Genomic DNA, 23,277 nt, shown 5'->3' with positions numbered 1-23,277 from the left:
TCGGAAAGCGTCCTCAACGCAATTGCACATCGACCGTCTGTACCTGAGGGCGATACAGCGCCGGCAGCCATTGCTTCAGGTGGGCGACCTTGGGGGCATCGTTGTATGCGATGTAGGGATTGTCCGGGTGCAGCGCGGCATAGTTCTGATGATAGGCCTCGGCCGTGTAGAAGCCCTTCAGGGGCACCACCTGGGTGACGATCGGTGCATCGAAGGCGTGGACGGCCGTGAGCTGGGCGATATAGCTATTGGCCACCTGCTGCTGCTGCGGCGTGGCGTAGAAGATTACCGAGCGGTACTGGCTGCCGACGTCAGGTCCCTGGCGGTTGCGCTGGGTGGGATCGTGGGCGACGGCGAAAAACACCTTCAACAACTGGCCATAGCTCACCTTGCGCGGGTCGTAGACGACTTTGACCGACTCGGCATGCCCGGTGTCGCCGTCGCTGACTTGCTCATAGGTTGCGGTGTCGGCCGAGCCGCCGGCGTAACCGGACCAGGCCTTGCGCACGCCGCGTACGTGGTCGAATACCGCCTCCACGCCCCAGAAGCAGCCGCCGGCGAACACCGCGACCTGTTCGCCGGAGTGGGCCGGCGCCGGATCGAAACGAGCGTCGGGCAAGCGGGCGACGCCGTCCGCCGCAGCGGAACCGGAAACGCCGCAACCGGCCAGCAAGGCGCCGGCCAGCGGGAGCAGCACGAACCATCGGCGGATCATGGAAGCACCTCTCGCAGATCACAGGGAGCTGTGATGTGTTCGCTGGCGAGGGCGCGGCGGTTACTTCATCCGCATCCTTGCTCCCGCAAGACCATGCCGGCGGTTTCCACAGCGGCGACGAGTGCGGTCCCCGACTCGAAGCGCTTCCTCACGGGAAGAGGCACCGCGCCGGTCAGAGCACGCGGATTTCCACGTCCCCGAGGCTTACGGTCTGGCCCGCGTGGATCTTGCAGGTCTTGCGCAGTTCGCGCTGTCCATCGACGTGGACGGCGCCGCTGGCGACCAGCGCCTTGCCGGCGCCACCGCTGTCGCACAATCCGCTCAGCTTGAGCAACTGGTTGAGTTCCACGTGGTCGCGGTCGAGCTGGAACGTGAGTCGCTGCATGGGTGGCGGGCGCTGGCTGGCGGGGGCGCCAGTGTACGGGAGCACGCGCGACGGAGGGCGCCGCAGTGGCGCCCTCGCGGGTCAGCCAGGCCGCTCAGTGGTAATAACTGCTGATGCGGTTGGTGAACGTGGTATCGGCGAAGTCCGGCCAGTGATCCTTGTCGAAGCCGGGGGCGTCCTTCAGGCGGTCTTTCAATACGTCCAGCACCAGGCAGTGGTTCTCGGTGTCCAGCCGCATGGAATTCCACGGCACCGCGAACAGCTTGTCGCCCATGCCGAGCCATCCGCCGAAGGACAGTACCGCGTACTGGATGGTGCCGCTGGCGGTGTCGATCATCAGGTCCTTGATCTCGCCCAGGTCTTCGCCCGAAGCGTTGCGCACGTTCTCGCCATTGAGCGTGCTGGAAGCCAGCACAGGGCCGGTGCCCATGCCTGCGCGGTTGGTGTTGGCGGTGTTGTAGCCGGTCGACTGGATGGTCATGGCGGTCTCCTGGGCGGTGGGAAGGAAACGTCGTCGGTGACGACCCTTCCAGCCTGCCGCAGGCGCCGTGACGCCCGGGGCAAACAGCTGTAAACATCGCCTCAGGCCGGTGGCTCAGGCCTTGCCGATGCGCGCCTGCAGCTCCATGGCGGCCGCCGGATTGCGCTCTTTCGCGCTGCTGATGAAGAAGATGAACACTTCGCGCGGCGTACCGCCCGGCTGCATGGCGCCTGCGTGCGGCAACGCCGCGGGGTCCTCGCCACGTGCCCATGCGCGTGCGTGGTGCGCCCATGCGTCGAGCACGTCGGGCGGATAACCGTCCGGTTCGTCGGCGGCGCTGCGCATCAGCCGGGCATACACAAATGCGCCGGTGAGATCGGCGAACGAGGGATATTGCGCAGCGTCGGTGAACACGGTCGGCACGTCGTGCGCGCGGGCCAGCTCGACGTAGCGTTCGCTGGCAAAACTGCGGTGGCGCACCTCCAGCACGTGCCGCAGCGGGCGGCCGTTGAGCTCGCGCGGCAAGGCATCCAGGAAGCCGGCTATGTCGTCCGCGTCGAACGGTCGCGAGGGGCCGAGCTGCCAGTTGATCGGCCCCAGGCGGTCGCCCATCTCTTCGATGCCGCCGAACACGAAGGCCTCGATGCCCTTGCCGGCACCCGCCAGCTTCCTGCTCTCGACCACGTAGCGCGGGGCCTTCAGTGCGAATACGAAACCCTCCGGTGTTTCTGCCGCCCACTTGGCGTAGGTGGCCGGCTTCTGCGCGCCGTAGAACGTGCCGTTGATCTCGATCGCGCGTAGCTGGCGGCTGGCGTATTCCAGCTCGCGCCGCTGCACCAGACCGGCCGGATAGAAGTTGTTGCGCCAGGGGGCGAAGGTCCAGCCGCCGATGCCGACGCGGATCGGGGAAACAGGTGCAGCGATGGCGGGCGGCATGGCTTGGGCTCCGGCGGCAAGGCGCGCGCATCTTGGCACGCCGCCGTGGAGGCATGCGTGAGTGACTTGCGGCACGCGCCCGGCCCGCGGAGCAGGCGTATCTGTGCCGCACCGATGTCTCCCAACCCCAAGGAACGAGCATGTCCCCGACGACTGTGCGACTGCTGGCCGTGTGCGTCTGTGCTTCCCTTTCGTTCTGCGCCGCTGCGGCGGCTCCCGTGCGACCGCAGATCTTCGCGCCGGGCGTCATCTCCGGCCCCGCGGCGGAGGACTCGGCCGCGTTCACGCCCGACGGCGATACGGTGTTCTTCGATCGGGTGCGCTGGCCCAACGCGGCCATCCTGGTCGCGCACCGGACCGCGTACGGCTGGTCGACGCCGGAGGTCGCGCCGTTTTCCGGCCGCTGGCTGGACCACGACCCGGCGATGGCGCCGGACGGTTCGTTTGTGATTTTCAGCTCCAACCGGCCGGACCGGCCCGGCGGCAAGGCGCTGGATGCAGTGCTGGCCGATGGCAAGGTCGCGGCGGGCTCCGGTGGGCATCTGTGGCGCGTCGACCGCAAGGGCAGCGGCTGGGGCGAGCCGGTGCGCCTGCCCGACACGGTGAACGCGAGCAGCCGCACCTATGCGCCGAGCATCGCCGCGGACGGCAGCGTGTATTTCCAGCGTCCGGGGGCGGACGGCGATTTCCGGTTGTTCCGTTCGCAGTACCGTGGCGGCAGCTACCAGCCGCCGGTGGAGGTTGCGCTTGGCGATGGCGGCGCGCACAAGCTCGATCCTGCCGTCGCACCGGACGAGTCCTTTCTCGTGTTCGATGCCAACTACGCCGGCAAGGACGCACCGGACCGCCTCTACATCGCCTTCCGCGAGGGGAACCGCTGGGGCGCGCCGATCGACCTGGGCGACGAGGTGAACCACGGCTCCCCGTGGGCTTCGCACCTCGGCCCGGACCACCGCACGCTCTATTTCTCCAGCGCGCGGGGCATCCCGGTGCATTACCCGCGGACCGCCGCGCAGGGCCGCCAGGACATGGCCCGCATGGCGGCGTGGGACAACGGCCTGGACAACCTGTGGTCGATCCCGCTGGCGCCCTGGGTGGACGCCCACATCGCGCAGACCCGTTGAAGCGGACCGGGCAGGGTGGCGTCGCGGCGGTTTTGTCGCGATAGTGGGCCGTTCTCAAGTGGAGCCTTTCGATGATCCAGCCTGTTCTTTCGGTACGCCTGGCCGCGGCCTGCGCATGGTTGTTTGCCAGCACTGGCGTCCTGGCGCAGACGCCAGTACAGCGACCGCTGCCGCCGCCGGTCTCCACCGGGGATACCGCACGGCCGCTGCCGCCGTCGCAACTGGCCGACTTCGGCGCCTACGTCGACAGCGCACGCAAGACATTCGACGTGCCCGGCATCGCCGTGGCTATCGTCAAGGACGGCCACGTGGTGATGGAGCAGGGCTGGGGCCTGCGCGAGCTCGGCAAGAGCGACAAGGTCGACGCCCACACGCTGTTCGCGATCGCCTCGAACACCAAGGCGTTCACCGCCGCGGCGATGCAGCAGCTGGCCGAGCAGGGCAAGCTGGACATGGACGACCGGGTGATCGAGCACCTGCCGTGGTTCCGCATGTCCGATGCCTACGTGACCCACGAGATGCGCATCCGCGACCTGCTGGCGCACCGCAGCGGCCTGTCACTGGGTGCGGGCGATCTCTTGTACTGGCCGCCGACCAGCTATACCACCAAGGACGTCGTCGAGCGCCTGGCCAAGGTGCCGATCAAGAACAGCTTCCGCGCCGGCTACGCCTACGACAACATCCTGTTCGCGGTGGCCACGCTGGTGATCGAGCAGGCCTCTGGCCAGAGCTATGCCGACTACGTGCGCGAGCACATCTTCAAGCCGGTGGGCATGGACGAGTCGCTGATCGACAAGACCTACCTCAAGCCCGGCATGGACGTCGCCACCGGCCACGCCAAGGCCGACTTCAAGGACCTGAAGCCCGTACCACCGATGGCCTGGCTCAACGACCCGGGCGCCGGCGGCATCTACTCGAGCGTGCACGACATGGCCAAGTGGATGAACGTCCAGCTGGCCGGCGGCGAGCTGCCGACCACCGGCGCCGACGGCAAGCCGCGGCGCCTGTTCTCGGAGAAGAGCCAGCACCAGATGTGGTCGATGCTCACGCCGATCCAGATCAACAAGCCGCCGGTACCGGAGCTCGCCCCGCTGACGCCCGATTTCTTCGGCTACGGCGAGAGCTGGTTCCTGTCCGACTACCAGGGCAAGAAGCTGGTCTGGCACACCGGCGGCTGGCCGGGCATGGTCACGCGCGTGACGCTGGTGCCGGAACTGAAGCTGGGCGTGGTGGTGCTGACCAACGCCGAGTCCGGCGCGGCCTTCAATGCGGTCACCTACCGCGTGCTCGATGCCTACCTCAACCCAGGCAAGAAGACCGACTGGGTGGCCGTCTACGACAAGGCGGTCAAGCACGCCCAGGCCAAGGCCGACGACAGCATGGCCAAACACCAGGCGGCGCGCGACAAGAACAGCAGGCCCTCGCTGCCGCTGGCCGGTTACGCCGGTACCTACCGTGACCCCTGGTACGGCGACGTCGTCGTCAGCCGCGAGGGCGGCAAGCTGCGCATGCGCTTCAGCCACACCCCGCAACTGGTCGGCACCATGACGCCCTGGCAGCACGACACCTTTACCGTGCGCTGGGACGACCGCACGCTCAACGCCGACGCCTTCGTCACCTTCGCGCTGGACCAGGACGGACACGTGCGCGAGGCACGCATGGAACCGATCTCGCCGCTGACCGACTTCAGCTTCGACTTCCAGGACCTGCGCCTGGCGCCGGTGCTGAAGGAACACGACGGATCGTCTGACTGACCACCCCGGGCCGTGAGACCGGCCCCTTTTGCAAGGGAGCGCTTGCCATGTTCCATCCAGTCCGCGGCGCCTTGGCGCTGCTGCTTATCGGCTTGCTGGCCCCCGTTGCCTGCGCGCGCGACGCAGCGCCGGCGACACACCAGCTCTTCGAGGTCAGCCTGCCGGCCGCTGCGTCGAGGCCGATGGCAGGACGGTTGCTGCTGTTCGCCACCGGGGCCAAGGCGGCAAGGGCCGCCGTCAAGGATGGCAAGGTGACCGAAGTGGACAGCAGCCCGTTCGCTCCGAAGCAGACCGCCGTCGCCGCCCGCGAGGTCGATCGGCTGGCGCCCGGCGCCAACCTGCTGCTGGATGCCGACGACCAGGCCTTTCCTTCGGCGTTCTCGAAGCTGCCGCCGGGCGACTACCTCGTGCAGGCCGTGCTCGATCCCCAGCACGACTACAACTACCACGGGCGCAACGGCGGCGACCTGGTGAGCGCGGTGGTGCAGGTGCACCTACCCAGCCCCCGGGCGCCGGTGCTGGCGCTCACCGAAACCCTGCCCACGACGGCGCTGTGGGACCTGCCCACGCGCTACCTGAGCGACACCACGAAGAAGCACCTGGCGCAGGCGCGCGAGCAGGTGCAGCCGATCGACTTCGTCAGTCCCGCGCTCACGGCGTTCTGGGGCCGGCCGGTCCACATGCGCGGCTGGGTGGTGTTGCCACCCGGCTACGACCCTGCCAGCCGCGCCACCTATCCGACCGTCTACCAGACCCACGGTTTCGGCGGGGACCTGCACACGCAGGCGGGCACCGCGGCGATGGTCTTCGGTGCGATGGCCGAGCAGCAGCTGCCGCCGATGATCTGGGTGGTGCTGGACGAATCCAGTCCCACCGGCACCCATGAGTTCGCCGACTCGGTGAACAACGGCCCTTGGGGACAGGCGCTCACCACCGAACTGATTCCCGCCCTGGAAGGCAAGTACCGCATGGATGCGCGTTCCTCGGGCCGCTTCCTCACCGGCCATTCCTCCGGCGGCTGGGCCACGCTGTGGCTGCAGACGCGCTACCCGACGGTGTTCGGCGGTACCTGGTCGACCTCGCCCGACCCCAGCGATTTCCACGATTTCACCGGGGTGGATCTGTACGCGCCGCACGCCAACGTCTACCGCCGCGCGGACGGTACCCGGTATCCGCTGGTGCGCGACAAGGGCAAGGTGATCGCCGACTACGAGGACTTCGCACGCCTGGAACGCGTACTGGGACCCTACGGCGGCCAGATGGCCTCGTTCGACTGGGTGTTCTCGCCCCGCGGCGCCGACGGTCGGCCCATGCCGATGTTCGATCGCGCCACCGGTGACGTCGACCCGGTGGTGGTCGCCTACTGGAGCGCCCACTACGACATCGCCCGCCGCCTCAAGGAGCACTGGCCGGCGCTCAAGCCCGACCTGGACGGCAAGATCCACCTGGTCGTCGGAACGGCGGACACGTTCTACCTGGACGGCGCGGCGCACAAGCTCAAGGCGGTGCTGGATGGCCTGGGCGCGAAGTCCGATTTCCGCTTCCTGCCAGGCCGCACGCACATGGACCTGTACGTGCAGGGCAAGGATCGTCAAGGCCTGCTCAAGCAGATGGCGTGGGAGATGTATGCGGTGGCGCGGCCGGCGTCGAAGCTCAGGCGCGTGGCAGTAGCGCCCTAGGCTTGTGCTCCCTCTCCTCGTCCGGGGAGAGGGAGCTGGTCGTCATCCAGCCCAAGGGTCATAGCTTCCGAACCACCACAGGTGGCCTTCCGGATCCCGGCAGCCGTACCCGGCCCCGCCGTACTCCTTCTGCGCATACTCGTCCACGATCTGCGCCCCGGCCGCCTTCGCCCGCTCGTAATGCGCGCGGCAATCGCGCACGGTCACGCAGGCGCACTGGGTCTCGCGTCCCCCCAGCACGTCCGGCTGCGCCATGAAGCGGCCGAAGCCGTCTTCACGCACGCTGCCGAGCATCAGCATGCCGCCTTGGTAGACCAGCTGGGCATGCATCACGCCGCCCTGGTCGTCCTCGTACACCGCGTGCTTCTCGAAACCGAACGCGCCACACAGCCAGTCGATCATGGCGTGGGCATCGCGGTAGCGCAGGCAGGGGATGATGGTGCTGGGTCCTCGGTTCATCGTGGTTCTCCTGTCGGAAGGCAGGAATCTATACCGTCGGCGGCAGGGGGGTCTTGTAGATTTCCGCCCGCTCAGTCGAGCGCCAGGTGGTTGGGATAGGTGCCCTGCAGGGCCACGAATGCGCCGGGCGTGATGCCGGCGAAACGGCGGAACTCGTGCGCCAGGTGGGCCTGGTCGCAGTAGCCGCCAGCGGCCGCCACGTCCGCCCAGTCCACGCGCAGGTGGCCGTGCACCTGGGCCACCACGGCACGAAAGCGCAGCAGCCGTGCGTACTGCTTGGGCCCGTAGCCGACCTGGCGGCGGAACAGCCGGCCGAGCCTGCGTTCGGACACGCCTGTTTCCCGCACCAGCCAGCCGATGCGCGCCGCCTGCGGTGCGCACTCCAGCCAGGCCAGCGCATGGGCGACGGAGGGTTCGACGCACGGCAGGCGCATGCGCTGGCGCAACCAACGTTCCAGCAGCGCCAGCCGGTGCAGCGGTTGCGGCGTCTCCAGCAGGCGCTGGCGCAGCGCTGCCGCCTGGTGGCCGAACAGGTCGGTCAGGTCCACGTCGCGGCCTTCCAGCGCGGCCATGTCCTCGCCGGTCAGCGCACCCGCGCCGCCCGGTCGGAACACCGCGCCAACGACGCGGATCTGCTCGGCGGTATCGATGATCTGGCTGCACAGCTGCGGCCCGCCCAGCACGCTGCCGGAGGAACGCAGGCAGCGGCGCTCGGCGTCGTCGGTGTAGATGCGCGTCTGGTCCTCGTAGAGATTGATGATCAGCTGCGTGCCCGGCTGGGGCAGCACGCGCTCGTAACGGTGCGGGGCGGGCGGCATGTCCCAGTCCCACAGTTTCTCCACCAGCGCGTCCAGCGGCGGGGCGGGCACGCGCTGGTGCAATGCCATGGCCGCCTCCGTCTCGTGCTCAGCCCGTCTCGCCCGGATCGGGCAGGCGGTGGATGCGCATCTCCTGCGGGCGGATCAGCGACATGTTCTCGCTGCGCAGTTGCTCCAGGATCGCCAGCAGCAGTTCGCTGCGCACGCCGCCGACCTCGCGCGGGCTCGGCACGTAGCCGGTCCCCACGAAATGGATACCCAGCGTGTCGACGTATTCCAGCTGCACGCCCGGCGCCGGGGTGTGGAGCACCGCCGGGTGCCCGAGGAAAGCGTCCAGGATGATCTGGCGCGCGCGCTTGGCGTCGGTGTCCAGCGGCATCGGCAGCTTGATCTGCACGCGGCCCTGCGCGTTGGCCAGCGTCACGTTGCGCACGTTCTGCGTGATCAGCTGGGAATTGGGCACGATGACGGTGGAGCGATCCCACAGCTGGATCTCGGTGGCACGCACGTTGATCCGGCGGATGTCTCCCTCGACGTCGGACAGGCTCACCCAGTCGCCCACCTTCACCGGCCGTTCGGCCAGCAGGATCAGGCCGGAAATGAAGTTCTGCACGATCGCCTGCAGGCCGAAGCCGATGCCGACCGACAAGGCGCTCGCGATCCAGGCGATGCTCTGCAGGCTCACGTTGAGCGCGGCCAGCGCCAGCGCGAACACGAGCACGCCGCCGACGTAGCCGAGCAGGGTGACCACCGAGTTCTGCATGCCCGGTTCCAGCGTGGTGCGGGGCAGCAGCTGTTCGCCCAGCCAGCGCTTGAACACGCGCACGGCAAGGAGCCCGAGCACGAACACCGCCAGCGCCTCGAACACGGTGCCGGGGTCGATGGTCAGCTGGCCTAGCGTGAGGTTGCCGAAGCGCTGGCCCATTCGCGCGACCAGCTCCTGCGGGTCGGTGCCGAAGGGGGCCAGCAGCGCACCGATCGCCAGCAGTGCGATCAGCACGCGGCTGATTCCCGAAAGCACCGTGGACGCCTGCTCCAGCGTCCGGGGCGGCAGCCCGAAGGCCGCCTGCAGCCGTTGCCCGCTGCGCCCGGCCGGGTCGAGCAGGGTGGCGATCAGGTCGTGCACCAGATGCAGGAGCAGGTAGAGCGCCGCGATCAGCACGCCGATCCACAACATCCGCGTGGCGATGAAGTAGGCCAGCGCGATGTAGCCCAGCGCCACGGCGATCCAGCTGAGGATGGCGCCCAGCCCGGCGGCACCTGCCAGTGCGCCGACCCACAGCGGCCGCTGTGCCGGTGCGCTGCCGGCTGCAAGCAGCGCGCGTCGCGCGTGGCCCAGGCGCTGCAGCGCGACGCCGACCAGGCCGCTGATCACCAGTGCCAGCAGGCCGCGCGTGGTCACGGTCGCCGGCAGACTGGCACCGATGGCGCTGTTCACCCGGTCGACCACACCCAGCAGCAGGGTGGCCGCCGCCAGCAAGCCGGGGAACAGGCGCAGGCGCCGTGCCGCGGCATTCGAGAGCGTGGGCAGCCGCCAGGTCGGATGCGACACCGACAGCAGCGCGCGTCCCAGTCCGGCGACGAATGCCGCGAAGCAGACCCGCCGCACCAGCGAATGGGCCAGCTCATCCAGGCCCGGGTCGAGCATCTCGTTCCAGTCCAGCCCCGTGCGCACGAGCTGCGCTGCCAGCCCATAGGCAAGCACCGACGCCAGGGCGATGCCGACCGCAGTGGCGCTGCGGCGCAGGTGCCCATCAGGCATGGCGCGCGCGGCAAGCAGGTACAGCAGGCGTTCCAGCAGCGGGTGCCAGGCGACGAGCAGCAGCAGGGCCGCGCCGAGGCACAGCAGCAGCGGCAGGCGGTCGGGTGGTTGCCAGGCGTCGTGCCAGGCGTCGGCGACGTGCGAGCGCAACCGCTTCAGGCGTGCCAGGTCGTCGGGCAGCGAACGCGCCGGGTCCGCCCAGAAGGTGGCACTCAGCGGTGTCGCCGTGCGCGAGGCCAACTGCGCCTGGAACTGGTCGCGCCGCAGGCCGTACACCTGGGTCGCCAGTTGCATGCCCTCTTCGCCGAGCAGTTGTGCCTGCTTGATCTGTGCGTCGAGGTCGGCCTTGGCCTTGTCCAGTTGCCGGCGTTGCGCAGCCACCTCGGAAGCTTCGGGTGGCGCGCCCTTGGCCGGGGCAGGGCCGAGCACGGCCAGCCGTGCGTCCAGGCTGTCCATCTGAGGGGCGAGTGTGGCGGCGAGCTGCTCGGCCTGGTCCTGCACGGCCAATGCGGCGGTGCGCAGGTCGGCGAGCGCGTGGTCGTCCGGCTTGTTCTTGAGCGCGGCCTTGATGTCGTCGAGCCGGCCGCGCAGGTCGTTCAGCGCCTGTGCGGGTGACACCGCGGAGGTGGCCGCACCGGCCGGCGCATCCTGCGCGTGGAGTGAGGGAATGCCGGCCAGCAGCAGGCAGAGCAGGAGGCGTCGCAGGATGGGCATCCGGGCATCATCCGGGCGTGTCTGCAGGCGGTCAATCAGGATGGCTGAATGGCCGGCGCCTTGGGCCCCAAGGGCGCAGCGAACGGAGCCTTGCCTGTCGTTTCACGCGCCGCTGCGCAGCATGGACATCCAGCTGCGGGGGATCCCATGTCCGGAACGACGAATTCGAAGTGCGCCGGCGATCCGGCCCGGGTTGCTCGCGTTGGTACGGCCAGTGCACGCCAAGGGGCTAAAGAGCGTGTTCCAGGCGCGTACGGTGGCCCGGCCCGCGGCGGACTGCCGACCATGCATGCGTCGGCTCGCAGGCGCGGCGCGCGACCGGATCTGAACCGTGCACCGCGCAAGCGCAAGCGGGCCAAGCGGACATCCGGCCTGGGCGGGCGCCTGGCTGCTGCCATACGCACGGCGCGCCTGCGGGCCAGCCGTGCGGCGGAGGAATTCGGCGCGCGCCGCTGACTTCCCTGCTTGAACCAGGGCGCGGCGGTTTGCCGCCGGATCCGGTCGGGAGAGTCGCAAGTGGGATGGGCGGCCCTTTCCTGTGGCCGCCCCAGGTTCTAGAGTGCGCGCCGCGGCTCCCACGCCGCGTTCCCCGGACCGCCTGCCCCATGCAAACCCGCGTCGAACCCCTCGCCGCCACCGCGTCGGCGGAGCCGCGCACCGCTTTCGCCGTGCTCGGTGCGATCAGCTTTTCGCACCTGCTCAACGACATGATCCAGTCGCTGATTGTGGCGATCTACCCGGTGCTGAAAAGCGGCTTCGACCTCAGCTTCGCCCAGGTCGGCCTGATCACGCTGACCTACCAGCTCACCGCCTCGCTGCTGCAGCCGCTGGTGGGCCTGGCGAGCGACCGGCGACCGATGCCGTACTCGCTGCCGGTGGGCATGGGCTTCACCCTGTGCGGGCTGCTGCTGCTCGCGGTGGCACCGAACTTCACGCTGCTGCTGGTGGCCGCTGCGCTGGTGGGCACCGGCTCGTCAGTGTTCCATCCGGAGTCGTCGCGCGTGGCGCGGATGGCCTCGGGCGGCAGGCACGGATTGGCGCAATCGCTGTTCCAGGTCGGCGGCAATACCGGGGCGTCGCTGGGGCCGCTGCTGGCGGCATGGATCATCGTGCCGCATGGGCGCGGCAGCGTGGCCTGGTTCTCGCTGGCTGCATTGCTGGCGATTGCCGTGCTGCTGCGTGTAAGCGGCTGGTACCGCGCCCATCATGCGACGCGGGGCGCGGCCCGCCGATACCATGCGCACGTGACGCTGTCGCGCAACCGTGTGCTGCTGTCGCTGCTGATCCTGGGACTGCTGATCTTCTCGAAGTATTTCTACCTGGCGAGCCTTTCCAGCTACTACACGTTCTACCTGATCCATCGCTTCGGCGTGTCGGTGCAGAGCGCGCAGACGCACCTGTTCGTGTTCCTGGCCGCAGTGGCGGCCGGTTCGCTGATCGGCGGACCGGTGGGCGACCGGATCGGACGCAAGTGGGTGATCTGGATCTCGATCCTCGGCGTGGCGCCGTTCTCGCTCCTGCTGCCGCACGCCAACCTGTTCTGGACCGGCATGCTCAGCGTGGTGATCGGCCTGGTGCTGTCCTCGGCGTTCTCGGCCATCCTGGTCTACGCACAGGAGCTGCTGCCCGGACGCGTGGGCATGGTCTCGGGGCTGTTCTTCGGTTTCGCCTTCGGCATGGGCGGCATCGGCGCGGCGGTGCTGGGCGCGATCGCCGACGTGCGAGGGATCGAATACGTCTACCGCCTGTGCGCGTTCCTGCCGTTGATGGGCCTGATCACGGTGTTCCTGCCGGAGCTGGATCGGCCGCGCAAGGCCGTCGCGCTCGGCGAAGCGCCCCCGACGCGCTAGCATGAGATGAGGCCGCGCCTCGCGCGGCATGCCACCAGAGAGAGGGAATCCATGCGCTCCAGCAACCCCGTACTTCGCGAAAGCACCTTCCAGGGCCTGTTCGCCGAAGGCGACCGCATGACGCTCAACGGCACCGTGGCCAAGACCGGCCTGCTGCTCCTGCTGGCGGTGGTCACCGGCGGCTGGACCTGGCACCGCTTCGACACGCTGGCCGCCGCGGGCGACGTGGCCGGCGCGTTCGCGGCCATCGCGCCCTTCATGTGGGGCGGCCTGATCGTCGGTTTCGTGCTGGCGCTGGCCAGCACGTTCCTGCGCCAATGGTCTGGCATCACCGCACCGTTGTACGCGATCGCCGAGGGCTTCGCTCTGGGTGGCATCTCCTCCTTCATGGAACTGCGCTACCACGGCATCGTGTTGCAGGCGGTCATGCTGACCGCCGGTGTGCTGGCGGTGATGCTGGTGCTCTACCGCACGCGCGTGATCAAGGTGACCGACCGCTTCCGCACTGGCGTGGTCGCCGCCACCGGCGCGATCGTGCTGCTCTACCTGGTGGACATCGGGCTGCGTGCCTTCACCAGTATCCAGATCCCCTTCATCCACGAGTCCGGCATGTTGGGCATCGGATTCAGCCTGCTGGTGGTGGGCCTGGCGACATTCAACCTGGCGCTGGATTTCGACCTGATCGAACGCGGCACGCAGGCCGGTGCGCCGAAGTACATGGAATGGTACGGCGCGTTCGCGCTGATGGTGACGCTGGTGTGGCTCTACATGGAGATCCTTCGGCTGCTGTCGAAAGCGCGCCGATAAGGTTTCGCTCGATAGCAAGAGGCCGCGCGATGCGCGGCCTCTTGCTTTTGGGGATCTCGCGTCGCCTCAGACCACCACCGGCTCGGGCTCCAGCCGTACGCCGAACCGGGACTGGACTCCCGCAATCACCTGTTGTGCCAGCGCCCACAGCTGCGCGCCGCTGGCGTGGCCATGGTTGACCAGCACCAGCGCATGGCGATTGGAGATGCCGGCGTCGTCCTCGCGGTAACCCTTGAAGCCTGCGGCCTCGATCAGCCACGCGGCCGAAAGCTTCCAGCGGCCGTCCGTGCCGGGCCAGGCGACCAATCCCGGGTGTTCGCGCTTGAGCGACTCGCCCAGCGCCGCCCCGACGATGGGGTTCTTGAAGAAACTGCCCGCGTTGCCGATCACCGCCGGATCGGGCAGCTTGCGGGTACGCAGGTGCACCACCGCCTCGGCGACGTGGAAGGGCGCCGGCTTGTCCACGCCCATGCGCGCCAGTTCCTCGCCGATGCCTGCGTAGTCGGTGCGCAGCTCGCGCTGGCGGGGCAGGGCGAAGCGGACCGCGGTGACGATATAGCGGCCGGGCTCGCGCTTGAACAACGAGTAGCGGTAGGCGAACGCGCAGATGGCGTTGTCCAGCGAGACGACCCGGCGTTCGTGCAGGTCCCAGGCTTCCACGCTCTCGACGAACTCGGCCACCTCGGTGCCGTACGCACCGATGTTCTGGATCGGCGCGGCGCCGACCGTGCCCGGAATCAGGATCAGGTTTTCCAGCCCCGCAAAGCCCTGGCCGAGCGTCCAGCGTACGAAGTCGTCCCAGCGCTCGCCCGCGGCCACGGCGATGCGCGCGACCTCGCCGTCCTGCTCGACCTGCACGCCTCGGGTAGCCATGGCCACGACCGTGCCGTCGAAGTCGCCGGTGAGCAGCAGGTTGCTGCCTTCGCCCAGCACCAGTAGCGGGCGATCGCGCACGGCGGGGAAATCGAGCAGCTCGGGCAGCCTGGCTGCATCACGCACTTCGGCCAGCAACCTTGCACGGGCGGCCACGCGCAGGGTGTTGCGGGCGGCCAGCGGTGCGTTCTCGATCAGCGTGTAGCCACCCATGTCGACGCGCTCAGCGTGCATCGGGTGCTCCGCGCTGGCGGCGAATCTCGTTGACGCATTCGCCGACCAATGCCGGCCCGCGATAGACCAGACCCGAATAGAGCTGGACCAGATTGGCGCCGGCGTCCAGTTTTTCGACCGCATCGCTGCCATCCAGGATGCCGCCCACGCCGACGATGGGGATGGCCTGTCCCAGTCGCGCGCGCATGCCGCGCAACACGTCGGTGGATCGGGCGAACAGCGGCTTGCCCGAAAGTCCGCCGGCCTCCTGGCCATGCGGGTCGCCCGCGACGCTGCTGTGGTCGATCGTCGTGTTGGTGCAGATCACCCCGTCGATGCCCGCCGAGCGCAGCACCTCGGCGACGCCGTCGAGCTCGGCTTCGCCGAGGTCGGGCGCAATCTTCAGCAGCATCGGCCTGCGCGTCCCGGCCTGGCTGCCGAGCCGCTCCTGCGCCTCGCGCAGCGTCTCGATGAAGCGGCGCAGCGTGGCCTGTTCCTGCAGGTCGCGCAGGCCCTGCGTATTGGGCGAGGAGATGTTGACCGTGACATAGCTGGCGTGGCGGTACACGCGCTCGAGGCAGAACAGGTAGTCCTCGACCGCGCGCTCGTTGGGCGTGTCCTTGTTCTTGCCGATGTTGATGCCCAGCACGCCGCGGTAGCTCGAGGCTTCGACGTTGCGCACCAGCGCATCGACGCCCTCGTTGTTGAAACCCAGCCGGTTGATGATCGCCTCGTGCTGCGGCAGGCGGAACATGCGTGGCTTCGGGTTGCCCGGCTGCGGCCGCGGCGTCACCGTGCCAACCTCGATGAAGCCGAAACCCAGCGCGCCCAGCTCATCAATGTGCGCGGCGTTCTTGTCCAGCCCGGCGGCGAGGCCGACCGGGTTGGGAAAGCCGATGCCGAAAGCGGTGACCGGCAGCTCCTCCGGCGGTGTGGCGATGAAGCGGCCCAGGTTGCTGCGATGGGCCACGCCCAGCGCATACAGCGTGAGCCGGTGGGCCGTTTCGGCGTCGAGCGCGAAAAGCAGCGGTCGCAGAAGGTCGTACATCAGTGCACCTCGCCCGCAAAGACGCGGGTGTCGTAGTCCAGGCTGACCGCGCCGTCGACCGCGCAGCTATCGAACAGCTCGCGCAGCGCGAGCTTCATCGGCAGGTGATTGGGGTGGCCCGGCCGCGGCGCGTAGGAGGAAGAAAGCAGACGGCCGAGCAGGCCGTCGAAATCCAGCCGCTGGCGGTGCGGAAAATGCGCTTCGCCGCGCAGGCCTTGACCGAACCAAGCGCGCATCGCCGCGTCGCTGGCATGGCGCTCGGCGACCAGGGCGTAGTCGATGCCGTAGCGCTTGAGCAGGGCCTCGTAACCGTCCAGGAACGGCGTGCCGTCGGGGCTGCGCGAGTTCCAGAAGATCGCCGCCAGGCCGCCGGCGCGCAGGATGCGGGCGAACTCGCGGTGGGTGGCTGCGGGATCGAACCAGTGGAAGGCCTGCGCCACGACGACCAGGTCCATTGACGCATCGGGCAGGTCGGTGGCGTCCGCTCGGCCGCCGATGGCCTGGAAGCGCGGGTTGCTCCCGAGCCGCTCGACGGCCGCCGCGCGCATGGCCTCGTTCGGCTCGACCGCCGTCACGCGATACCCGGCCTCCAGGAACATGCGGGAGGAAATGCCCGTGCCGGCGCCGACGTCGGCCACCGCCCAGTCCGGCGAAATCCCTAACCCGCGCTGCAGCCAGGCCAGCAGGGCAGGTGGGTAGTCCGGCCGGTGGCGCACGTAGTCGGCTACGCGGTCGCTGAAGCGGACGGTGGGGTCGAAGGCGGCCATGCCTTAACCCATCAGCCCCTGGCCGCCGTCGACGCACAGCGTCTGGCCGGTGATCCAGCCGGCGTATGGCGAGGCAAGGAACAACGCGGCATGCGCGATCTCCTCCGGTCTGCCGTAGCGGCCGAACGGGATCTTCGCGAGCGTCGCCTGGTACAGCGACGGCTCCTCGCGACGGCGACGGTCCCACAGGCCGCCGGGAAACTCGATGGAGCCGGGCGCGATCGCGTTGACGCGGATGCCCTGTTCGGCCAGGGCCAGCGCCTGCGAGGTGGTGTACTGGCTGAGCGCCGCCTTCACCGCCGCGTAGGGGGCGCCATGCCGGCGCGGGTGGAAAGCGGCGATCGAACTGGTGTGCAGGATCGAGGCGTGCGGGGAGGCCTGGAGATGGGGCAGTGCGGCGCGCGAGGCGCGCACGGCGGCCATCAGGTCTACCTCGAAGCCGCGCACCCAGCCGTCGTCGTTGTCGTCGAAGCCGTAGCCGCTGGCGTTGTTGACCAGCACGTCGATGCCGCCCAGCGCTGCAGCGGCGCCGGCGATGTAGCCAGCGACGGCCTGGGTGTCGGCCAGGTCGCAACTGGCTGCGTGTACGGGGTGGCCGGATGTGGCCAGTTCGTGGCGCGTGGCCTGCAGTGCCTGTTCGCCGCGCGCGCAGATCGATACCGCCGCGCCGGCCCCGGCAAAAGCCAGCGCGATGCTGCGGCCGATGCCCTTGCTGCCGCCGGCGACCAGTACGCGGTAGCCGGTGAAGTCGAAGGCGCCGCCGGACATGTCAATGGAAGAATGAGGAGCCGAAGCCGATCGACAGGCCGAGCACCAGCGCGGCAATGGCGAACAGCACGATGAGCAGGCCGAAGGCCAGTTGCACGTAGCCCAGCACCAGACCCACGACGGCCATGCCGTCGCCTTCCAGTTGGCCCTGCGAGCGGCGGATTTCGCCACGTGCGAGGTGGCCGCAGACGATCGCCACGATGGCGCCGACCAGGGGCAGCATGCACCAGCTGGCAATGCCGAAGACCAGGCTGATCACGGCCATGGCGCTGGTGGTGCGATGGGCGGGAGGTAGTGCGTTCATGGGTGGATCCTCGGCTGTCTGGACCGCTCTCCCGGCCGTCCGGGAGAGCGGTCGTGGCGCTTAGACCGTGAACTTGATGCCCTGCGCCAGCGGCAGTGCATCGGAGTAGTTGATGGTGTTGGTCTGGCGGCGCATGTAGACCTTCCACGCGTCGGAGCCCGACTCGCGGCCGCCGCCGGTTTCCTTCTCGCCGCCGAAGGCCCCGCCGATCTCGGCGCCGGAGGTGCCGATGTTGACGTTGGCGATGCCGCAGTCCGAACCCGCCGCCGACAGGAACTGCTCGGCCGCGCGCAGGTTGTTGGTGAAGATCGACGAGGACAAGCCCTGCGGCACGTCGTTCTGCATGTCGATGGCTTCGTCGAGCGTCTTGAAGGGCATCACATACAGGATCGGCGCGAAGGTTTCGGTCTGCACCACCTCGTCGGAGTTCTTCACCCCGGTGACGATGGTCGGCAGCACGAAGTTGCCCTTGCGGTCGGTCAGCGCCGCGCCGCCCGTGCGCACGGTACCGCCGGCGGCCTTGGCCTTCTCGATCGCGGCCAGGTAGCCCTGCACGGCCTCGGGACTGTTGAGCGGGCCCATCAGCGTGGTCGCCAAGGTCGGATCGCCGATCTTGTCCTCGACCTGCTTGTACGCACCGACCAGGGTGTCGAGCACGTTGTCGAAAATCGACTCGTGCACGAACAGGCGGCGAGTGGTGGTGCAGCGCTGGCCGGCGGTGCCGACGGCGCCGAATACGATGCCCGGGATGGCGAGCTTCAGATCCGCCGCCTCGTCCAGGATGATGGCGTTGTTGCCGCCCAGTTCCAGCAGCGAGCGGCCCATGCGGCGAGCCACGCGCTCGCCGACCATACGGCCGACCTTGGTCGAACCGGTGAAGCTGATCAGCGGAATGCGCTTGTCGTCCACGAAGGCCTGCGACAACTCGGTGCCGGCGTCGTTGAACAGGAAGAAGATGTCCGGGAAGCCGCCGGCCTTCAGCGCCTCGTTGCAGATCTTCATGGTGGCGACCGCCGACAGCGGCGTCTTGGGCGAGGGCTTCCAGATGCAGACGTCGCCGCAGATCGCCGCCAGGAACGCATTCCAGCTCCACACCGCGACCGGGAAGTTGAACGCGCTGATGATGCCGACCAGGCCAAGCGGCTGGTACTGCTCGTACATCCGATGGCCCGGGCGCTCCGAATGCATGGTGTAGCCGTGCAGCATGCGGCTCTGGCCGACGGCGAAGTCGGCGATGTCGATCATCTCCTGCACCTCGCCGTCGCCCTCGGGCTTGATCTTGCCCATCTCCAGGGCGACCAGCGAGCCCAGCGCGTCCTTGTGCTTGCGCAGCGCGTCGCCGCACAGGCGCACGGCTTCGCCCCGCTTGGGTGCCGGGGTGGTGCGCCAGAGCTTGAAGGCTTCCTGCGCGCGCTTGACGATGGTCTCGTAGTCGGCCTTGCTGGAAGCATGCACGTTGGCGATCACCTCGCCCGTTGCCGGGTTCTGCGGCTTGATCGTGCCGGCGTCGGTGGTCTTGGACCACTCGCCGTTGCCGAGGTAGGTGCCGGAGTGGGAATCGCCCAGGCCAAGCGCCTTGAGAATATCGTGGGACATGCATGACTCCTTGGGGTCGGGCGCCGTAGCGCCGGACTATTGCGAAACGGCCATTCTAGCAGGGCGGGATCGGCGGCTCCCGCGCGCATACGCGCCGGTGCGCTCACGTGTCGGCGCCGGGGAGGGCGGCAATCGCGCCGGGCAGCCATCCATGCCAAAATCCGCGCCTCGCCCCCGTAGCTCAGTTGGATAGAGCGGCCCCCTCCTAAGGGGCAGGTCGGACGTTCGAATCGTCTCGGGGGCACCATTCGAGGGCCGGCATCGCCGGCCCTTTTTTTGTCTCGACGAAGCCTGGGCGAGCGCGGTGTTATACCGGGCACTCTTGTGCGGCATCGCCGCGTTTCCGGAGAGTACCTTGGCCCGCTTGTCGCGTTCCGGCCCGCTGCTGTTCGCCACGGGCATCGTCTTCCTTCTGCTCGGCCTTGCGCTCGCGGTCGGTGGTATCTGGCTGCTGGCGCTGGGAGGCTCCTGGTATTACCTGCTGGCCGGGCTGGGCATGACGGCGACCGGCGTGCTGCTCGCGCTGGGGCGGACGGTGGCCCTGTGGCTGTACGCGCTGGTGCTGCTGGCCAGCACGGTGTGGGCGGTGGTCGAGGTGCGGCTCGACTGGTGGCAACTGCTGCCGCGGCTGGACGTGTGGTTCGTGCTGGCGCTGTGGTTGTGGCTGCCGTTCGTCAACCGGCGGCTGGGCGCAGTCGACGCGGCGCACCGCGCGGTGCCCGATCGCTCGCTGCGCGGTGGGCGCTGGGCGATTGGCATCGCGGTGGCGATCGCGCTGGCGGTCGGCGGGGTCTCTCTGCTCCGCTCGCCGCACGACCATCCCGGCGAGATCGCCGCGGCTCGCATGAACGCCCGGGGCACCGCGCCGGCGCCTCTGACCGGGCCGGATGACTGGACCGCCTACGGCCATTCCGGCTACGGCGACCGCTATTCGCCGGCCGCGCAGATCACGCCACAGAACGTCGCCCAGCTGAAGGTGGCCTGGACCTTCCACACCGGCGATTTTCCCGGGCCGGGCGATCCCAAGGAGATCGCCAACGAGGTCACGCCGCTCAAGGCCAACGGCATGCTGTACCTGTGCACGCCGCACAACATCGTCATTGCGCTGGATCCGGACACCGGCCGCGAGATCTGGCGCTTCGATCCGAAGATCAACCGGAACGCGAAGGACTACCAGCACATGATCTGCCGGGGCGTGGCCTTCTACGACTCCGGTGCCTACGCCGCGCAGGCCGCCGCCCAGGGGTTGCCGGCCGACCGTGCCCTGGCGGCTGCGGCATCGGCACCGACGCCACCCGGTGCAGTCGCGCCTACCGCCATCAAGGTCGATACCTGTCCACGGCGCATCTTCGCGCCCACCGCCGACGCCACCATCGTGGCGATCAACGCCGACAGCGGCCAGCCGTGCCGCGATTTCGGCGACAACGGCGTGATCCACCTGTACAACGACCAGCCGGTCAAAAAGCCGGGTTTCCTCAACCCGACCTCGCCGCCGACGGTAACGCGCCATGTGCTGATCGCCAGCGCCAGCGTCACCGACAATGCCTCGACCAATGAGCCTTCCGGCGTGGTCCGCGGCTACGACATCGACACCGGTCGGCTACTGTGGAACTGGGACCCGTCCGAACCGCGCCAGACCCGGCCGCTGCCGCCGGGGCAGACCTACATCCGCAATTCGCCCAATGCCTGGAGCGTGTTCAGCGTCGATGAGAAGCTGGGCCTGGTCTACCTGCCGATGGGCAACCAGACGCCGGACATCTGGGGCGGCCGGCGCGATCCGAACGCCGAGAATTACAGCAGCTCGATCGTGGCGCTGGACATCGCCACCGGCAAGGTTCGCTGGGTCTACCAGACCGTGCACCACGACCTGTGGGACATGGACGTCGGCGGCCAGCCGACGCTGGTCGACCTGGACACGCCCAGCGGCAAGGTGCCTGCATTGGTCGCCTCGACCAAGCGTGGCGACATCTACGTGCTGGATCGCCGCGATGGTCACCTGCTGGTGCCGGCGCCCGAACGGCCGGTGCCACAGGGCGCAGCCCGGGGCGACCACGTGTCGCCGACGCAGCCGTTCTCCGCGCTCACCTTCCTGCCCGAGCGGAAACTGCGCGAGTCCGACATGTGGGGCACCACGCCCTACGACCAGCTGGTCTGCCGCATCACCTTCCGCAGGTATCGTTACGAAGGCATCTTCACGCCACCTTCGGTGGAGGGCTCGCTGATCTATCCGGGCGACTACGGCATCTTCGACTGGGGCGGCATCGCGATCGATCCGGTGCGCCAGGTGGCGATCCTCAATCCCAGCTACATGGCCTTCGTCTCCCGGCTGGTGCCGCGCGAGCAAGCGAAGGACGCACAGGGCGGCGGCAGCGAGCAGGGCCTGCAGCCGATGAAGGGCACCCCGTTCGCGGTCGACCTGCATCCTTTGCTGTCGCCCTTCGGAGTGCCGTGCCAGGCACCGCCATGGGGCTACCTTGCCGCGGTGGATCTCGGCACCATGAAGAAGGTCTGGATGCACAAGAACGGCACCATCGAAGACCAGGCGCCGTTCGGCATCCCGCTGCCGCTGGGCGTGCCCAGCCTGGGCGGGCCGATGGTCACGGCCGGCGGCGTGGCGTTCCTGAGCGGCACGCTGGACGATTACCTGCGCGCCTACGACGTGCGTACGGGCAAGAAGCTGTGGCAGGCACGCCTGCCGGCCGGTGGCCAGGCGACACCGATGACCTATGTGTCCCAGCGAACCGGACGCCAGTACGTGGTGGTGATGGCCGGTGGCCACCGGTCGCTGGGAACGAAGATGGGCGATTCGCTGGTCGCCTACGCGCTTCCCGGGCAGCCGGCCAGGTAGGTGGAAAGATGGCCGGCTGAAGCCCGCCGCCTCCTCAGCCCGGCATGTCCTCCCGTTCCATGCCCTTGGTCTCGCGCACCGCGAACACCACGAACAGCAGCGACACCCGTGCGAACGCGGCGTACAGGCCGTAGGCGAAGCGAAGTCCCGCCTCGGCCAGCGCGTCTCCTGCGTGCTCATCCGTTCTTCCCCGAAGATCCCAGAACAGGTGGTGCGAATCTGGCTGTCGCCGCCGTTGCCGTCCGGCTGAATACGTATGCAGGTCGCCGGTACAGCGCGACCGGCCGATGGTAAGGTTGGCGACGCCAGCCGTACCAGAGGTTTCACAGCAGTGAGCAAGGCCAAAGCGACGTCGATCGACATCGCCCACCTGGCGGGGGTTTCCCAGGCGACGGTGTCGCGCGCCCTGCGTGGCAGTCCGCTGGTCAGCGAGGAAACCCGCGAGCGCATCCGCGCCGCCGCCGAACAGCTGCGCTACAAGGTGGACAAGAACGCCTCCAACCTGCGGCTGCAGCATTCGGGCACGTTGGCGCTGCTCCTGTTCGAGGACCCGACCACCGATGGCTCGAACATCAACCCGTTCTTCCTCTCGATGCTGGGTTCGATCACCCGCGCCTGCGCGCACCAGGGCTACGACCTGCTGGTTTCCTTCCAGCAGTTCTCAACCGACTGGCACGCCGACTACGCCGACAGCAAGAAGGCCGACGGCATCATCCTGCTCGGCTACGGCGATTACCTGGCCTACCTCGACCGGCTGGAGAAGCTGGTGGCGATCGGCACGCGCTTCGTGCGCTGGGGTGCGGTGCTGCCCGATCAGCCGGGCGTGTCGGTCGGCTGCGACAACTTCAGCGGTGGCCAGGCCGTGGCGCGGCATTTCATCGAGCAGGGCTGCCACAGGATCGCCTTTTTGGGCGACGCCTCCAGCCACTACCCGGAGTTCTTCGAGCGTTATCGCGGCTATGCCGAGGCCCTGCAGCAGGCAGGGCTGGACGTGGACCAGACCCTGCAGGTGGACGCCGAGAGCACGCAGATGTGCGGCCATACGGCCATGTCCGAACTGCTCGGCCGCGGTGTGGCTTTCGATGCGGTGTTCGCCGCCAGCGACCTGATCGCCATCGGCGCCATGCGGGCGCTGGCGGAGCACGGCTACAAGGTGCCGGCGGAGGTCCCGGTCGCCGGTTTCGACGACATCCCCATGGCGCGCTTCGCCAGCCCGCCGCTCACCACCGTGCTGCAGGACACCCGCAGCGCCGGCGAGGTGCTGGTCGACAGCCTGCTCAGGATGATCCGCGGCGAACCGGCGCAGAGCATGATGCTGCCGGTGAAGCTGATGGTGCGGCAGTCGAGCGTAAGGCCCGCATAGCCAACGCGTTCTC

General features: G+C 68.6%; 21 protein-coding genes and 1 tRNA gene. 8 read left to right on the top strand and 14 right to left on the bottom strand.

What is annotated here, in order from left to right:
* Positions 1 to 13: 13 nt before the first annotated feature.
* The 4 genes from msrA to BMZ38_RS08215 all read right to left on the bottom strand — a co-directional run bounded on the left by msrA (position 14) and on the right by BMZ38_RS08215 (position 2,517).
* Positions 14 to 715, bottom strand: coding sequence for a peptide-methionine (S)-S-oxide reductase MsrA (msrA, locus tag BMZ38_RS08230; protein ID WP_091336238.1), 702 nt, complete (start codon positions 713 to 715; stop codon positions 14 to 16).
* Between the two features lie 172 nt (positions 716 to 887).
* On the bottom strand, positions 888 to 1,100 hold the full coding sequence (locus tag BMZ38_RS08225) for an RNA-binding S4 domain-containing protein (protein ID WP_091336236.1): 213 nt from the start codon (positions 1,098 to 1,100) through the stop codon (positions 888 to 890).
* A gap of 94 nt (positions 1,101 to 1,194) precedes the next feature.
* Positions 1,195 to 1,581: a PRC-barrel domain-containing protein gene (locus BMZ38_RS08220; protein WP_091336234.1), complete on the bottom strand. Its 387-nt coding sequence runs from the start codon at positions 1,579 to 1,581 to the stop codon at positions 1,195 to 1,197.
* 114 nt (positions 1,582 to 1,695) lie between these two features.
* Positions 1,696 to 2,517 carry a DUF72 domain-containing protein gene (locus tag BMZ38_RS08215; protein ID WP_091336232.1) on the bottom strand — a complete coding sequence of 274 codons (822 nt, stop codon included), beginning with the start codon at positions 2,515 to 2,517 and terminating at the stop codon, positions 1,696 to 1,698.
* Positions 2,518 to 2,657: 140 nt separating this feature from the next.
* On the opposite strand from BMZ38_RS08215, the gene BMZ38_RS08210 reads away from it, so the two are divergent.
* The 3 genes from BMZ38_RS08210 (at position 2,658) to BMZ38_RS08200 (ending at position 7,074) form a co-directional block, all read left to right on the top strand.
* Positions 2,658 to 3,641, top strand: coding sequence for a TolB family protein (locus tag BMZ38_RS08210; RefSeq protein WP_139202400.1), 984 nt, complete (start codon positions 2,658 to 2,660; stop codon positions 3,639 to 3,641).
* Positions 3,642 to 3,712: 71 nt separating this feature from the next.
* On the top strand, positions 3,713 to 5,395 hold the full coding sequence (locus BMZ38_RS08205) for a serine hydrolase (protein WP_175483705.1): 1,683 nt from the start codon (positions 3,713 to 3,715) through the stop codon (positions 5,393 to 5,395).
* A gap of 47 nt (positions 5,396 to 5,442) precedes the next feature.
* Positions 5,443 to 7,074 carry an alpha/beta hydrolase-fold protein gene (locus tag BMZ38_RS08200; RefSeq protein ID WP_091336231.1) on the top strand — a complete coding sequence of 544 codons (1,632 nt, stop codon included), beginning with the start codon at positions 5,443 to 5,445 and terminating at the stop codon, positions 7,072 to 7,074.
* Positions 7,075 to 7,116: 42 nt separating this feature from the next.
* On the opposite strand, the gene BMZ38_RS08195 is transcribed toward BMZ38_RS08200, so the two are convergent.
* The 3 genes from BMZ38_RS08195 to BMZ38_RS08185 all read right to left on the bottom strand — a co-directional run bounded on the left by BMZ38_RS08195 (position 7,117) and on the right by BMZ38_RS08185 (position 10,827).
* Positions 7,117 to 7,533, bottom strand: a complete 417-nt coding sequence (locus BMZ38_RS08195; protein ID WP_091336229.1) for a VOC family protein — start codon at positions 7,531 to 7,533, stop codon at positions 7,117 to 7,119.
* Positions 7,534 to 7,604: 71 nt separating this feature from the next.
* Positions 7,605 to 8,420: a helix-turn-helix domain-containing protein gene (locus BMZ38_RS08190; RefSeq protein ID WP_091336228.1), complete on the bottom strand. Its 816-nt coding sequence runs from the start codon at positions 8,418 to 8,420 to the stop codon at positions 7,605 to 7,607.
* Between the two features lie 19 nt (positions 8,421 to 8,439).
* Positions 8,440 to 10,827, bottom strand: a complete 2,388-nt coding sequence (locus tag BMZ38_RS08185; RefSeq protein WP_091336226.1) for a DUF3772 domain-containing protein — start codon at positions 10,825 to 10,827, stop codon at positions 8,440 to 8,442.
* A gap of 605 nt (positions 10,828 to 11,432) precedes the next feature.
* Between BMZ38_RS08185 and BMZ38_RS08180 the strand changes: the two genes are divergently transcribed.
* Positions 11,433 to 12,677 carry an MFS transporter gene (locus BMZ38_RS08180; RefSeq protein WP_091336223.1) on the top strand — a complete coding sequence of 415 codons (1,245 nt, stop codon included), beginning with the start codon at positions 11,433 to 11,435 and terminating at the stop codon, positions 12,675 to 12,677.
* A 51-nt stretch (positions 12,678 to 12,728) separates the two neighbouring features.
* Positions 12,729 to 13,484 (top strand): Bax inhibitor-1/YccA family protein, encoded by a 756-nt coding sequence (locus tag BMZ38_RS08175; RefSeq protein ID WP_091336221.1) that lies wholly within the window; start codon positions 12,729 to 12,731, stop codon positions 13,482 to 13,484.
* A gap of 66 nt (positions 13,485 to 13,550) precedes the next feature.
* On the opposite strand, the gene murB is transcribed toward BMZ38_RS08175, so the two are convergent.
* The 6 genes from murB to amaB are packed head-to-tail and all read right to left on the bottom strand — an operon-like array spanning position 13,551 to position 19,053.
* The gene (murB, locus tag BMZ38_RS08170; protein WP_091336554.1) at positions 13,551 to 14,570 is read right to left on the bottom strand and encodes a UDP-N-acetylmuramate dehydrogenase; all 1,020 of its coding nucleotides are present in this window, start codon (positions 14,568 to 14,570) and stop codon (positions 13,551 to 13,553) included.
* Positions 14,571 to 14,580: 10 nt separating this feature from the next.
* Positions 14,581 to 15,618 carry a quinone-dependent dihydroorotate dehydrogenase gene (locus BMZ38_RS08165; protein ID WP_091336219.1) on the bottom strand — a complete coding sequence of 346 codons (1,038 nt, stop codon included), beginning with the start codon at positions 15,616 to 15,618 and terminating at the stop codon, positions 14,581 to 14,583.
* Complete coding sequence (locus tag BMZ38_RS08160) at positions 15,618 to 16,385, bottom strand: class I SAM-dependent methyltransferase (protein WP_091336217.1); 768 nt, start codon at positions 16,383 to 16,385, stop codon at positions 15,618 to 15,620. Before BMZ38_RS08160 ends, BMZ38_RS08165 begins: the two co-directional genes overlap by 1 nt.
* 3 nt (positions 16,386 to 16,388) lie before the next feature.
* Complete coding sequence (locus tag BMZ38_RS08155; protein ID WP_091336214.1) at positions 16,389 to 17,153, bottom strand: SDR family NAD(P)-dependent oxidoreductase; 765 nt, start codon at positions 17,151 to 17,153, stop codon at positions 16,389 to 16,391.
* A gap of 1 nt (position 17,154) precedes the next feature.
* Positions 17,155 to 17,457: a DUF4190 domain-containing protein gene (locus BMZ38_RS08150; RefSeq protein ID WP_091336211.1), complete on the bottom strand. Its 303-nt coding sequence runs from the start codon at positions 17,455 to 17,457 to the stop codon at positions 17,155 to 17,157.
* 60 nt (positions 17,458 to 17,517) lie between these two features.
* Positions 17,518 to 19,053 (bottom strand): L-piperidine-6-carboxylate dehydrogenase, encoded by a 1,536-nt coding sequence (amaB, locus tag BMZ38_RS08145; protein WP_091336209.1) that lies wholly within the window; start codon positions 19,051 to 19,053, stop codon positions 17,518 to 17,520.
* A 170-nt stretch (positions 19,054 to 19,223) separates the two neighbouring features.
* Between amaB and BMZ38_RS08140 the strand changes: the two genes are divergently transcribed.
* Both BMZ38_RS08140 and BMZ38_RS08135 read left to right on the top strand, forming a co-directional pair.
* Positions 19,224 to 19,300 (top strand) — tRNA-Arg (locus BMZ38_RS08140).
* Positions 19,301 to 19,408: 108 nt separating this feature from the next.
* Positions 19,409 to 21,901: a glucose/quinate/shikimate family membrane-bound PQQ-dependent dehydrogenase gene (locus BMZ38_RS08135; RefSeq protein ID WP_091336207.1), complete on the top strand. Its 2,493-nt coding sequence runs from the start codon at positions 19,409 to 19,411 to the stop codon at positions 21,899 to 21,901.
* Positions 21,902 to 21,935: 34 nt separating this feature from the next.
* Here BMZ38_RS08135 and BMZ38_RS17555 read toward each other — a convergent pair whose 3' ends face one another.
* On the bottom strand, positions 21,936 to 22,271 hold the full coding sequence (locus BMZ38_RS17555; RefSeq protein ID WP_139202401.1) for a sugar porter family MFS transporter: 336 nt from the start codon (positions 22,269 to 22,271) through the stop codon (positions 21,936 to 21,938).
* Between BMZ38_RS17555 and BMZ38_RS08130 the strand changes: the two genes are divergently transcribed.
* The gene (locus tag BMZ38_RS08130; RefSeq protein ID WP_245747211.1) at positions 22,233 to 23,264 is read left to right on the top strand and encodes a LacI family DNA-binding transcriptional regulator; all 1,032 of its coding nucleotides are present in this window, start codon (positions 22,233 to 22,235) and stop codon (positions 23,262 to 23,264) included. The genes BMZ38_RS17555 and BMZ38_RS08130 overlap by 39 nt on opposite strands.
* Positions 23,265 to 23,277: the final 13 nt, after the last annotated feature.

This window comes from Frateuria terrea, from assembly GCF_900115705.1.
GTDB lineage: Bacteria > Pseudomonadota > Gammaproteobacteria > Xanthomonadales > Rhodanobacteraceae > Frateuria_A > Frateuria_A terrea.
The sequence above is the reverse complement of the archived record's forward strand: the minus strand, read 5'-3'. Positions and strand labels throughout refer to the sequence as shown.

Bases quoted from the DNA above. Each gene is read 5' to 3' on its own strand.
- msrA (WP_091336238.1), bottom strand. From the start codon at position 715: ATGATCCGCCGATGGTTCGTGCTGCTCCCGCTGGCCGGCGCCTTGCTG.
- BMZ38_RS08225 (WP_091336236.1), bottom strand. From the start codon at position 1,100: ATGCAGCGACTCACGTTCCAGCTCGACCGCGACCACGTGGAACTCAAC.
- BMZ38_RS08220 (WP_091336234.1), bottom strand. From the start codon at position 1,581: ATGACCATCCAGTCGACCGGCTACAACACCGCCAACACCAACCGCGCA.
- BMZ38_RS08215 (WP_091336232.1), bottom strand. From the start codon at position 2,517: ATGCCGCCCGCCATCGCTGCACCTGTTTCCCCGATCCGCGTCGGCATC.
- BMZ38_RS08210 (WP_139202400.1), top strand. From the start codon at position 2,658: ATGTCCCCGACGACTGTGCGACTGCTGGCCGTGTGCGTCTGTGCTTCC.
- BMZ38_RS08205 (WP_175483705.1), top strand. From the start codon at position 3,713: ATGATCCAGCCTGTTCTTTCGGTACGCCTGGCCGCGGCCTGCGCATGG.
- BMZ38_RS08200 (WP_091336231.1), top strand. From the start codon at position 5,443: ATGTTCCATCCAGTCCGCGGCGCCTTGGCGCTGCTGCTTATCGGCTTG.
- BMZ38_RS08195 (WP_091336229.1), bottom strand. From the start codon at position 7,533: ATGAACCGAGGACCCAGCACCATCATCCCCTGCCTGCGCTACCGCGAT.
- BMZ38_RS08190 (WP_091336228.1), bottom strand. From the start codon at position 8,420: ATGGCATTGCACCAGCGCGTGCCCGCCCCGCCGCTGGACGCGCTGGTG.
- BMZ38_RS08185 (WP_091336226.1), bottom strand. From the start codon at position 10,827: ATGCCCATCCTGCGACGCCTCCTGCTCTGCCTGCTGCTGGCCGGCATT.
- BMZ38_RS08180 (WP_091336223.1), top strand. From the start codon at position 11,433: ATGCAAACCCGCGTCGAACCCCTCGCCGCCACCGCGTCGGCGGAGCCG.
- BMZ38_RS08175 (WP_091336221.1), top strand. From the start codon at position 12,729: ATGCGCTCCAGCAACCCCGTACTTCGCGAAAGCACCTTCCAGGGCCTG.
- murB (WP_091336554.1), bottom strand. From the start codon at position 14,570: ATGGGTGGCTACACGCTGATCGAGAACGCACCGCTGGCCGCCCGCAAC.
- BMZ38_RS08165 (WP_091336219.1), bottom strand. From the start codon at position 15,618: ATGTACGACCTTCTGCGACCGCTGCTTTTCGCGCTCGACGCCGAAACG.
- BMZ38_RS08160 (WP_091336217.1), bottom strand. From the start codon at position 16,385: ATGGCCGCCTTCGACCCCACCGTCCGCTTCAGCGACCGCGTAGCCGAC.
- BMZ38_RS08155 (WP_091336214.1), bottom strand. From the start codon at position 17,153: ATGTCCGGCGGCGCCTTCGACTTCACCGGCTACCGCGTACTGGTCGCC.
- BMZ38_RS08150 (WP_091336211.1), bottom strand. From the start codon at position 17,457: ATGAACGCACTACCTCCCGCCCATCGCACCACCAGCGCCATGGCCGTG.
- amaB (WP_091336209.1), bottom strand. From the start codon at position 19,053: ATGTCCCACGATATTCTCAAGGCGCTTGGCCTGGGCGATTCCCACTCC.